At 66.7% G+C, this 12200-nt stretch carries 8 protein-coding genes; 6 read left to right on the top strand and 2 right to left on the bottom strand.

All coding sequences use genetic code 11. The features are described from left to right. Window positions 1-219: 219 nt before the first annotated feature. The gene (locus AC1D1W_RS17620) at window positions 220-1746 is read right to left on the bottom strand and encodes a leucyl aminopeptidase (protein ID WP_476944363.1); all 1527 of its coding nucleotides are present in this window, start codon (window positions 1744-1746) and stop codon (window positions 220-222) included. Window positions 1747-2121: 375 nt separating this feature from the next. Here AC1D1W_RS17620 and AC1D1W_RS17615 point away from each other — a divergent pair, with 375 nt between their 5' ends. The 4 genes from AC1D1W_RS17615 (at window position 2122) to AC1D1W_RS17600 (ending at window position 7762) form a co-directional block, all read left to right on the top strand. Next, window positions 2122-3060 (top strand): proteasome assembly chaperone family protein, encoded by a 939-nt coding sequence (locus AC1D1W_RS17615; RefSeq protein ID WP_476944362.1) that lies wholly within the window; start codon window positions 2122-2124, stop codon window positions 3058-3060. A gap of 34 nt (window positions 3061-3094) precedes the next feature. Further along, window positions 3095-4426 carry an MFS transporter gene (locus tag AC1D1W_RS17610; protein ID WP_028276425.1) on the top strand — a complete coding sequence of 444 codons (1332 nt, stop codon included), beginning with the start codon at window positions 3095-3097 and terminating at the stop codon, window positions 4424-4426. A 184-nt stretch (window positions 4427-4610) separates the two neighbouring features. Continuing rightward, a complete protein-coding gene (locus tag AC1D1W_RS17605; protein WP_476944361.1) occupies window positions 4611-6149 on the top strand; it encodes a DUF4192 family protein in 1539 nt (512 codons plus the stop codon). A gap of 284 nt (window positions 6150-6433) precedes the next feature. Further along, complete coding sequence (locus tag AC1D1W_RS17600) at window positions 6434-7762, top strand: RNA polymerase sigma factor (protein ID WP_028276426.1); 1329 nt, start codon at window positions 6434-6436, stop codon at window positions 7760-7762. A 257-nt stretch (window positions 7763-8019) separates the two neighbouring features. On the opposite strand, the gene AC1D1W_RS17595 is transcribed toward AC1D1W_RS17600, so the two are convergent. Beyond that, a complete protein-coding gene (locus tag AC1D1W_RS17595) occupies window positions 8020-8241 on the bottom strand; it encodes a DUF7455 domain-containing protein (protein WP_026266251.1) in 222 nt (73 codons plus the stop codon). 250 nt (window positions 8242-8491) lie between these two features. Between AC1D1W_RS17595 and AC1D1W_RS17590 the strand changes: the two genes are divergently transcribed. Then, window positions 8492-10600, top strand: a complete 2109-nt coding sequence (locus AC1D1W_RS17590) for a DNA gyrase/topoisomerase IV subunit B (RefSeq protein WP_476944360.1) — start codon at window positions 8492-8494, stop codon at window positions 10598-10600. Window positions 10601-10769: 169 nt separating this feature from the next. After that, on the top strand, window positions 10770-12200 hold a 1431-nt coding region (locus AC1D1W_RS17585), incomplete at its 3' end, for a M20/M25/M40 family metallo-hydrolase (RefSeq protein ID WP_476944359.1).

The raw sequence follows: 12200 nt of genomic DNA, 5'->3' as shown, positions 1-12200 counted from the left end.
GTCTTGGAACCTGTCTGCTGTGATTGTGCCAGCCGGCCGGTTCCCTTTCATTTGTGACTACTACATTGGGGTCTGCTTCTGGGAAACAAGGTTTACCTTAGCGAACCACTAATACATGCTCCACCTTGCCATGGCGTTTGTGGAGCGCTTGTGTCCAGTGTCACGCGCCTTTGTGGCCGGGAAGGCATCGGCGCCCCGGCCACAAAGCCGCGATGCGCGCTAGACGGTCTTGGCGAGGATGTCCTCGACGTAGGCCACCAGGGTGCGGACGGTGCTGCCCGTGCCCTGTTTGTGGTTGTAGCCGTAGGGGCTGCCGTTGTTGAACGACGGGCCGGCGATGTCGATGTGCGCCCACGGGATCTGTTCCCCGTCCTTGCCCTTGCCGACGAACTCGCGCAGGAAGACGGCCGCGGTCATCATGCCGCCGTGGCGTTCGCCGATGTTGGCGATGTCGGCGACCTGGGAGTCGAGGCTGGCCCGGAGTTCTTCCGGCAGCGGCATGGGCCAGACGAGCTCGCCGGCCCGGTCCGCGGCGGTCTTGATGGCGCCGGTGAGGGAGTCGGAACCCATCACGCCGGCGGTGCGGTCGCCCAGGGCAATGAGCTGGGCGCCGGTGAGGGTTGCGACGTCGATGATGGCGTCCGGGAATTCCTGGCTGGCGGCGACGATGCCATCGGCCATGACCAGGCGCCCCTCGGCGTCGGTGTTGAGGACCTCAACGGTCTTGCCGCCGAACATCGTCAGAACGTCTGCCGGGCGCTGTGCAGCGCCGGAGGGCATGTTCTCGGCGATGCAGAGCCACGCGGTCGCCTTGACGGGCAGCCCGAGGCCCGCGAGGGCCAGGACGGTGTTGAGGACGACGGCGGCACCCGCCATGTCGGACTTCATGTCGCCCATGCCCAGGGCCGGCTTGATGGAGATGCCGCCCGTGTCAAAGGTGATGCCCTTGCCCACGAGGGCGATCTTGGCCGTGGCCTTCGCCGGGGCGTATTCGACCTTTACGAGGCGCGGCTGCCGGGTGGAGCCCTTGCCGACGCCGAGGATGCCGCCGAAGCCCTCCTTCTCAAGACGCTTCTCGTCCCAGACGGTCACCTTCACCGGCAGGCCCTTGGACAGTTCCTTGGCGGCGTCGGCGAAGGACTCGGGGTAGAGGTGGCTCGGCGGCTGGTTGACCAGCGTGCGGGTCGCGTTCACGGCCGTGCCGATCAGGGATGCCCGGTTCAGGACCGGCGCCAGCGCCTTGTCCGTGGCGAAGTCGGTGCGGATGATGACGTTCTTCACCGGGTCCTTGAGCCCGTCCTTGGAGGACCGGAACTCCGTGTAGGAGTAGGCGCCCATCGCGGCGCCCTCGGCGACCGCCGCGACCTCGGCCAGGGTGGTCGTGGGCAGGGCAAGGGTGACGGTGGCGACGCCGGCCAGCTGGCGGACGGCCGAGCCGGCGGCGCGGCGCAGTGCCTCCTCGGAGAGCGGCTGCGTGGCCGAAAGCTTGCCGACGCCGGCGAGCAGCAGGATGGTCGCTCCCGCCTCGGGCAGGCCGGGCAGCCGGTTAGCCTGGTCCGCCGCGCCGGTGATGCCAAGAACGCTCAGTGATTCCGCCAGGGCCTCCGCGGCCTTGGCCGTCAGCGGATTGTCGAGCAGAACGGGGCCGTCAGGACCCTGTCCGACGCCGATGACGAGGGCATCGCTGGGGGACTTCTTCAAATCCCCTGCGACTGCACTAAGTTTGACTTCACTATTCTTGACCACGAGGACAGTCCTCAATTCTCTGTGATGGTTCTCGGTGATATTCGGCAGGAACTGCATGTTTGGCGTCCTGCCACGGATCCCGGGGCGCCGTCGGTTTGGGACGCAACCCGGTGTCTGCAAAACAGGCCCTAGGGCCATCACCGATCGTAGTCTCTCGACCGTGCGGAAATTCAATCGAATGAGAGCTGGAGCACACCCCGGGCAGGAATTAGCCCGGGTGCCGGGGCGTTGTATTGGTAGAGACGCTGCGGAGCGGTGAGTGCTCCATGGGACTGGCCGGGAGGATCTGCCTGACTGGCCGTTCCGCCAGGCACCGCCCGAATGGCGGACTGCGCCCCGCTTCTCCCACCGCCGCCATCGTGAAAGGAACACGCCGTGATTGAACGGATTTCCGGCTCTTTGCTGGATCCCCAGTCGCTCTATATCCGTGATGACGCGCTGTTCTCCAGCACCGAACTGCGCGGACTCAACCTCGTCATGGGGTTCACCGGCTTCGCCGACGCGGGCCACGTGGTCCGGCAGATCACCGCTGAACTGCTGGACACGCTCGATGCCGAGATGATCGCCGAGTTCGACGCCGACCAGCTGATCGACTACCGGTCCCGGCGCCCGCAGGTCAGTTTCGTCGAGGACCACCTGCAGGACTACCAGGCACCGAGCCTGGCGCTCTACCGGCTGGTCGACGGACTGGGCAGTCCGTTCCTGCTCCTTGCCGGGTTCGAGCCGGACCTGCAATGGGAGCGCTTCGCGCGCGCCGTCGTCGGTCTCGTCGAGGAGCTCGACGTCAACCTCGTCACTTGGATCCATTCGATCCCGATGCCCGTTCCCCACACCCGGCCGGTCGGTGTGACCGTGCACGGCAACCGGCCGGAGCTGATCGAGGGAATCTCTGTCTGGAAGCCCACAGTGGAGGTGCCGGCCGCGGTGGGCCACATCCTGGAGCTGCGGCTGACGGAGGCCGGCCGGAACATCGCCGGCTATGTGATCCATGTGCCGCACTACCTGGCCGAAGCCGAATACCCCACAGCCGCCGTCGCCGGGCTCGAGTACCTGGGCGCGGCAACGTCGCTCATGCTGCCGACCGACCGTCTGCGCGAGGCGGGACGCGAGGTGGGCCGGCAGATTGCCGAGCAGATCGAGGCATCCGAGGAGGTCCAGCAGGTGGTCTCACGGCTGGAGGCCCGGTACGACGAAARGGCCGAGGGGACGGTCCGGAGGTCGCTGCTGGCAGACGAGAACGACCAGCTGCCCAACGCCGACGCTCTTGGTGCCGCCGTCGAGGCGTACCTGGCCCGTAAAGAACCCGGCGAATAAATACTATTTATCCTAAGCCGGGCATAATGGGGGAGTGACCTCTCCCCGCGCCTGGCTGATCTGGATCGTCGGGATCTTCGCCTATCTCGTGGCGGTCAGCCAACGGACCTCCTTCGGGGTGGTCGGCCTGGAGGCAACGGAACGCTTCCACGCCAGTGCCGCGGAGATCTCCTTCTTCACCGTGCTGCAGCTGCTGGTTTATGCGGCGCTGCAGATTCCCGTGGGCATTCTGGTGGACCGGTTCGGCTCCCGCGCGATGCTCGCGGGCGGTGGTGTCCTGATGGGACTCGGCCAGCTTCAGCTGGCGTTTGCCGACAACATTCCCGGCGGAGTCCTGGGACGTGTCCTGGTGGGCGCCGGTGACGCCATGACGTTTATTTCCGTCATCCGGCTCATCCCGCTCTGGTTCGCCCCGGGGCGCGTCCCCCTCCTGACGCAGCTGACCGGCATGTCCGGCCAGCTCGGCCAGCTCTTCAGCGTGGTGCCGTTCGCCATGATCCTGCACTCCGCGGGGTGGACTCCCGCCTTCCTGACGCTCGCCGCGATGTCCGGCCTCGCCGTCGTGCTGGTGCTGATCCTGCTCCAGGACCTTCCGCCCGGGCACTCCGCACCGGCACAGTCCCAGGGGCTGCGCGCCACCGGCATTTCGCTGGGACACGCCTGGCGGCAACCCGGGACCCGGCTCGGGCTGTGGAGCCACTTCACCGTCCAGTTCAGCGGCACCGTTTTTGCCATGACGTGGGGCTACCCTTTCCTGATTTCCGCCGAGGGACTGGACCGCGGCACGGTCTCGGCCCTCATGGCGCTGTACGTCGCCGGCGCCATCGCCGCCGGACCCCTGATGGGCCGATTCGTTGCCCGGCATCCGCTGCGGCGCTCCACTATGGTGCTGTTCATTTCCGGATGCACCGCTGCCGCCTGGGCGGCGGTTCTGCTGGTGCCGGGACGCGCGCCGCTCTGGCTCCTGGCTGCGCTGGTGGTGACCCTCGCCGTCGGCGGCCCCGGTTCCATGATCGGCTTCGATTTCGCCCGGACCTTCAACCCGGCCCACCGGCTCGGCACCGCCACCGGGATCGTCAACGTGGGCGGCTTCATCGCCGCGCTCGTGTCCATTTACCTGATCGGGCTGGTACTCGACGTCCTGCATGCCACCGGGTTCTCGCAGGGGGAGCTCTACGGCCTGGATCCGTTCCGCGTGGCCCTGAGCGTGCAGTTCCTGCTGCTGGCCGGGGGAGCAGGAGCCATCGTGGTGACCCGGCGGAAGGTCCGGCGCCAGATGGCGGCCCAGGGAGTCATGGTTCCGCCGCTGCTCAAGTCCCTGGCCGAGCAGCGCAGGCTGGTCGCGGAGCGCCGCCGCACGCCCTGAACCAGCTGTTGGCCGGTATGGGCTCCGTCTGCCGGCGATTGTCATCACGCGTTCGTGCCTTGTGCGTCCAGTCACTGTTGCTTCTCCACGGACGGCTATCCCCGGTCGGCTATCCACCCTCGTTTATCCACATAGCGCAACCCGGTACTGTCGCCGGGGACGCGGCCGCCGCGAAGCTGGGCTTATGACAGCTCCCGATCACCTGAGAATCACCGGCCCCGAAGACATCCTGGGCTTCATCCCGCACTCCCTCGGCTACTGGCCGGAAAACAGCCTCGTGGCCATGACCTTGCAGGGCAAACGTCTCGGAGCCACCTTGCGGGTCGACCTCCCCGTGCCCGGAGGCGGCTCAGGCCGGAGCGACATGCTGGCCGGTTTCGCACGAAATGTCGTGGCCTATCTGCAGGCGGACGACGCGGCCGACGGTTCGCTGCTGGCCTACTTCACTGACGCCGACGCCGACGCCGACACGGAGACGGACAGCGCCGGCGACGGCCATGCGTGGGCGGACCTGCTCAAAGAACTCGAGCTTGCCCTTGAGGCAGCCGGATTGCCCTTGAGGGATGCCTGGATTATCGGTACTGAGTTCTGGCGCAACGCGCACTGCAGCGACCCGGACTGCTGTGGGATGCCCGGCCGTCCGGTCGAGCAGATCAGGAACAGCAGGCTCAACGCCGAGATGGTCTACCGCGGCAGCAGCGTCGGCGCGGTCCCCGGCGCCCAGGGGACCACCCCGGCGCCGCTGCCAGTGGACCCCGCGGTAAGCCTCGCCGAGTGCGGCTGGGCGGAGCAATTCTCCCCGCGACGGCGGGACCGGGCCCAATTCGACCAGGTCCTCGATGTCTGGACGATCGCCATGCACGCCGCCATTGGCCGGGAGTGCCTTCCGGTCCCCACCCCGGGTGACGTGGCTAGGGGTGCCGTCCCCGACGCCGGAACCACCGACGCCGGAACCACCGACGCCGGAACCACCGACGCCGGAACCACCGACGCCGGAACCACCGGCTCCGGGACGCCCGACGCCGGGACCACCGGCTCCGGGACGCCCGATCCCTGGACCATTGGCCGGCCGCTTCAGCTCTCACCGGAACTCGCCGGCTACCTGCGGGCCAGCCTGTGCATTCCGTCATGGCGGGATGCGGTCCTGGTGATGGCGGCCGCCGGACGGTCCGCGGCCGAACGCGGCGCCGAGGACTTCGGTATCTTCGACCCAGACCCCGGGTCCGCCGCTTTCCCCGATAACACGCCCGCCTCACGGCCCCGACCGACGCCCAGCCCCCTGCCGGGTCCAATGTCCGGCCCCGCTTCCCGGTCCAGGACCGCTCCGCGGATGCCCCTGCCGGTGGCACCCGGCAGCGGCGGGTCCGCCGCCGGCACCGTGCCTGCAGCCGGAGCTGTTCCCGGTTACGGGGAAGTCCTGCTCGGACTGGCGCCGTCGGTCCCGGACTGGACCCTGATGGTCGGGCTCGAGCGGGTCCTGGAACGGCTCGGCCGTCTTGGTGACGGGGAGGCAACGGCAGCCGCCGTGACGGCGCGGGGCTGGATCGAATGGTGCCGTGGCCGCGGCTCCTACGCCGACGCGCTCTACCGTCAGGCCTTGCAGGGCCACCCGGGATACAGGCTCGCGGAACTGCTGGCAGAGCTTGGCCGGCGCGGCACCCTTTGCGGCTGGGCTGCCAGGCGGGAGGCGGCCTGGCAGAAGTTTGCCCCGGACGCCGCATGAGTTCCTGACGCAGCGGGCGAAGCCGCCGCGATATCGTCGACCCGGCGTCGCGAAAGGCACCCGGCCTGAAAACCGTGAGACAATGGTTGCCGAGACCCGGTTGGGTCCGTGTATCAAGTGCCCTAAATGATCCTTGGAAACGGGGAACATTAAGGCCGCGCCAGCAGTTCTACTTAGTGGCTCTGCTGGTCGTGGTTGCACCTGATGTTGAACACGGACTTGACAGGGTCATAGTGGTGTTGCCCGTATGGTGATTCCGCAGACCGCAGCTAGAAAGGTTTTCAGTGACCCCGTCTTCCGCGAAGAAGGAACCCGCCGACCAGGCCGAATTGTCCCCTGAGGAGAAGAAGGCGGCGACCAACGCCAAGCGCGCCGCTACGCGCGCAGCCAACAAGGCTGTCAAGGACGCCGCTTCCGCAGAGGGTGGCGACACAGTCGCCAAGCCTGAGCCCAAGAAGCGCGGGCCCAAGCCCGGCGCGAAAGCCGCGGCAGAAGCCGCCGGCAACTCTGCCAGTACGTCTGACGATGACGTCGACGCCGAAGAGGATCTCGACGACATCACGCCGGACGCCGCCGAGCTCGGCGACGAAGTAGAAGGCGAGGAAGTCGCCGGCAAGGCCGCGGCCACCACCGGCTCCGGCTTCGTCTACTCCGACGCCGACGACGACGACGCTCCGGTGCAGCAGGTTATGTCTGCCGGCGCCACCGCCGACCCCGTCAAGGACTACCTGAAGCAGATCGGCAAGGTCGCCCTGCTGAATGCTGAACAGGAAGTAGACCTGGCCCTGCGGATCGAGGCCGGTCTCTTCGCTGAAGAAAAGATCGCCGCCGACGACGGCACTATGGACCCGAAACTCAAGCGCGAGCTCGAATTCGTCATCCACGACGGCAAACGGGCCAAGAACCACCTGCTGGAGGCCAACCTCCGCCTCGTCGTCTCGCTGGCCAAGCGCTACACCGGCCGCGGCATGCTGTTCCTGGACTTGATCCAGGAAGGCAACCTGGGCCTGATCCGTGCGGTCGAGAAATTCGACTACACCAAGGGCTTCAAGTTCTCCACCTACGCCACCTGGTGGATCCGCCAGGCGATCACCCGCGCCATGGCCGACCAGGCCCGCACCATCCGCATCCCGGTGCATATGGTGGAAGTCATCAACAAGCTGGCCCGCGTCCAGCGCCAGATGCTGCAGGACCTCGGTCGCGAACCCACCCCGGAGGAGCTGGCTCTCGAACTCGACATGACCCCGGAAAAGGTCGTGGAGGTCCAGAAGTACGGCCGCGAGCCCATCTCGCTGCACACCCCGCTTGGCGAGGACGGCGACTCCGAATTCGGCGACCTCATCGAGGACTCCGAAGCCGTGGTTCCCGCGGATGCCGTGAGCTTCACCCTGCTGCAGGAACAGTTGCACTCGGTGCTGGACACGCTCTCCGAGCGCGAAGCCGGCGTGGTAGCAATGCGCTTCGGCCTGACCGACGGCCAGCCGAAGACTTTAGACGAAATCGGCAAGGTCTACGGTGTGACGCGTGAGCGCATCCGCCAGATCGAATCCAAGACCATGTCCAAGCTGCGGCACCCGTCGCGCTCACAGGTCCTGCGCGACTACCTGGACTAAGCGCCACTGGTCGCAGACCGGGTAAAGGTTCCCAGCAATGCGGGGTCGCTTCCCGCCCATCCTCACCGGAGGAACGGGCCGGAAGGGACCCCGCATTGCTTTTTGCCGCTGCAGCCGGGTGCGCGGCACCTAAGTGAACCGGCACCTGACGAACCAGCACTTAACGAATCAGGGCCCCTCCGGTATGGAGGGGCCCTGATGCAGTGGTCTCAGGTCGCCCGGAACCCTGTAGGGTGCCGGGCTGAAACCGGTGCGGTCTAGTCGACCGGAACCGGGGCCTTCTGGTGAAGGCGGTCAGTCTCATCATGCCAGTCTGAACTGAGCGGCTTGAGGGTCGGTTCTACGGCGCGTGCGTGGTGGCCGCAGAAAAGAAGCTCACCGCCGGAGGCACCGAGAACAACTCGGACATATGCCTGTGCTCCGCAACGATCGCACCGGTCTGCGGCGGTCAGTGTGCGGTCCGCAACTGCTGTTGTCATGTTCGGCCTCCTTAGTAGATCGGTATACCTATATAACCAGCATTCGTGGCCAAACCATGGCACGGATGGCCTACTTTCGCTGTCCGCGTATCACGTCTCAGTAACGGCGGGTGGCCAGAGAGCCCCCGCGGGGAGTGGCAGACCGTCGATCACCCGGGGTCCGACTAACCTAGGAAGAGCGTCAAATTCTGTGACTGCCGCCGGCGCACGCTGCGGTGGCCGTCCCGATCCTGTAAGGAGTTCACGACCCGTGGCACCCAGTTCTGATTACACCGCCCGGCACCTCTCCGTGCTGGAGGGCCTCGAGGCCGTCCGTAAGCGCCCGGGCATGTACATCGGCTCCACGGACTCCCGCGGCCTCATGCACTGCCTCTGGGAAATCATCGACAACTCCGTCGATGAGGCACTCGCCGGCTTCGGCCACGACATCAAGATCATCCTCCACGCGGACAACTCGGTCGAGATCCACGACGACGGCCGCGGCATCCCCGTGGACGTCGAACCGAAAACCGGGCTGACCGGCGTCGAGGTCGTCTTCACCAAACTGCACGCCGGCGGAAAGTTCGGCGGCGGCTCCTACACCGCTTCCGGCGGCCTTCACGGCGTGGGCGCCTCGGTGGTCAACGCGCTCTCGGCCCGTCTCGACGTCGAAGTGGACCGCGGCGGCAAGACATACAAGATGTCCTTCCGCCGGGGGGAGCCGGGCCGGTTCAAGGATCCGGGCACCAAACCGGACCCCGCGACCCTGTTCGAACCCTTCATCGACGGCTCTGTGCTCGATGTCGTGGGCAAGGCCAAGCGCGGCGTGACCGGAACCCGGATCCGCTACTGGGCGGACCGGCAGATTTTCACGCCCGACGCCAAATTCTCCTACGATGACCTCGCCGCGCGTGCCCGCCAGACCTCGTTCCTGGTCCCCGGGCTGAAGCTCACGGTCCGGGATGAACGCAGGATTGCCGGCACGCCCGGAGAATCGGGCCCGCATGAAGAGGTTTTCCACCACGACGGCGGCATCTCCGAATTTGTCGACTTCCTCGCCGCCGACCCCGCCGTCACGGATATCTGGCGCCTCCACGGTGCCGGGAAATTCAAGGAAACCGTCCCCGTCCTCGACGAAAAGGGCCACAGCCAGCTCGCGGAGGTCGAACGCGACTGTGAGGTCGACGTCGCGCTGCGCTGGGGGATCGGCTACGACAGCACGGTCCGGACCTTCGTCAACATCATTTCCACGCCCAAGGGCGGCACCCACCAGTCCGGCTTCGAGCAGGCCCTGCTGAAGACCTTCCGCAAGGCCGTGGAGACCAATGCCCGCAAGCTCAAGGCCGGCAACGACAAGATCGAAAAGGACGACATCTTCGCCGGCCTGACCGCGGTCCTGACCGTCCGGCTGGCCGAACCGCAGTTCGAGGGCCAGACCAAGGAAATCCTGGGCACCTCCGCCGTCCGGGCCATCGTGGCCAAGGTGGTGGAACAAGAGATCACCGCGAAGCTGACCTCCGCAAACCGCAACGACAAGGCCCAGTCCGCGCTGCTGCTGGAAAAGATCGTCAGCGAGATGAAGTCCCGCATCTCGGCGCGGGTCCACAAGGAAACCCAGCGCCGCAAGAATGCGCTGGAAACCTCCTCCATGCCCACCAAGCTCGCCGACTGCCGCACCGACGACGTCGGACGCTCCGAACTGTTCATCGTCGAAGGTGACTCCGCGCTCGGCACCGCCAAGCTGGCGCGGTCCTCCGACTTCCAGGCGCTCCTGCCGATCCGCGGCAAAATCCTCAACGTCCAGAAGGCCTCGGTGGGGGACATGCTCTCCAACGCCGAGTGCGCTGCCCTGATCCAGGTGGTGGGGGCTGGTTCCGGCCGCACGTTCGACATCAGCGCCGCCCGGTACGGCAAAGTGATCCTGATGACCGACGCCGACGTCGACGGCGCCCACATCCGGACCCTGCTCCTGACGCTCTTCTTCCGCTACATGCGTCCGATGATCGACGAGGGGCGCGTCTTCGCCGCCGTCCCGCCGCTGCACCGTGTGGAGGTCGTCAACGCCGGCCAGAAGGCCAACGAGATGATCTACACCTACTCCGAGGCTGAGCTCCATGTCCTGCTGGCGCGGCTCGCCAAGGAGGGCAAGCGCTACAAAGAGYCGATCCAGCGGTACAAGGGGCTGGGCGAAATGGATGCCGAGCAGCTGGCCGAAACCACCATGGACCCGCGGCACCGGACGCTCCGCAAGGTCGGGATCGAGAACGCCAAGCAGGCCGAAGAGACTTTCGACCTCCTCATGGGCTCGGACGTGGCGCCGCGCAAGGACTTCATCATTGCAGGCGCCGCCAACCTGGACCGGGAGCGCATCGACGCCTGACGTCCCGTCGGCGGGAACGGGCCCGGCGACGGAAATCTGTGCCGTCGCGGCTGCTCCGCCGGCGTCTGGTTCTCTCAACCTTTGCCCAAGGTGCTTCCGATAGCTTCATCTCACCCATGCGGGCAAGGACGCCCGGATTGGATTCCGCAGCCGAATCCAGGAGAACCCTATGAAGCAACGCCGGAATATCCGCCGCGCGGCCATCGCCGCCTCGATCGGACTGGCGGCCAGCCTTGCGCCGCCCGTACTCGCTGACAACGGAACAAACACGGCACCCCTGCGCGCTGCCGTGTCGGCAACAAACATCATGAAACACCTCGCGGCCCTCCAGGCCGTCGCGGACGCCAACGGTGGCACTCGGGCTGCCAGCACTCCGGGATACGAAGCCTCCGCCCAGTACATCGAGCGCAAGTTGTGGGCCGCCGGCTACGCCCCGGTCCGGCAAACCTTCCCCTACGAGCGCTACGACACCGTCTCGGCGTCGATGGAGCGCCTCTCGCCCTCCCCGCGAACCTACGCCTATGACGCCCCGGACGGCTTCCTCGATATGAACTATTCCGGTTCCGGCAACGTCACGGCCCCGCTGAGCGCCGTCGACATCAACCTGGCCGGCGACCGGGCCTCCACCAGCGGCTGCGAGGCAGCCGACTTCGGCGGGTTCACGGCGGGCAACATCGCCCTGATCCAGCGCGGCACCTGCACCTTCCGGATCAAGGCGGACAACGCCGCCGCGGCCGGGGCGGCAGGCGTCATCATCTTCAACCAGGGCAATGCGGACCCGGCGGACGAGCGCTTTGCCCTCTTCGGCGGCACGCTGGACGCGCCTCAGGCAGGTATCCCGGTGGTCAGCACCAGCTTCGCCACCGGCGCCGAACTCGCCGGGCTGAACGGCGTGAGCATGCACCTCGCCGTGAACTCCACCGTCACCAAGCTGACCTCGTTCAACATCCTGGCCGACACCGGCGGACGCGCGGACCGCACCGTCCTGGTGGGTGCGCACCTGGATTCCGTGCCGGAAGGGCCGGGCATCAACGACAACGGCACCGGGACAGCCGCCATCCTCGAGACGGCGATCCAGCTGAAGAAGTCGGGCCAGACCCCCGTGAACAGGGTCCGCTTCGCCTTCTGGGGAGGGGAGGAACCCGGACTTGTCGGCTCCGACTTCTACACATCCCAGCTGACGGCGAGCCAGATCAAGGCCCACGCGGTCAACCTCAACTTCGACATGGTCGGCTCGCCGAACTTTGTGCGGTTCGTCTACGACGGCGACGGCTCCTCCTTCGGCACGAAGGGCCCCAATGGCTCCGGGCTCGTCGAGAAGGTCTTCCTGGACTACTTCAAGTCCCAGAACCTGCCTACTGCGCCGACCCAGTTCGACGGGCGCTCGGACTACTCCGGGTTCATCAACAACGGGATTCCGGCGGGTGGCCTGTTCACCGGCGCGGAAGACCTTAAGACGGCGGCGGAAGCGGCAGTGTTCGGCGGGACACCGAACGTGGCGCATGACGCCTGCTACCACCAGGCCTGCGACACCATCGCCAACGTCAACACCACTGTGCTGGAGCAAATGGCTGACGCGATCGCCCACTCGACACTGACC

This window comes from Arthrobacter sp. P1_B4, assembly GCF_056406555.1.
The sequence above is the reverse complement of the archived record's forward strand: the minus strand, read 5'-3'. Positions and strand labels throughout refer to the sequence as shown.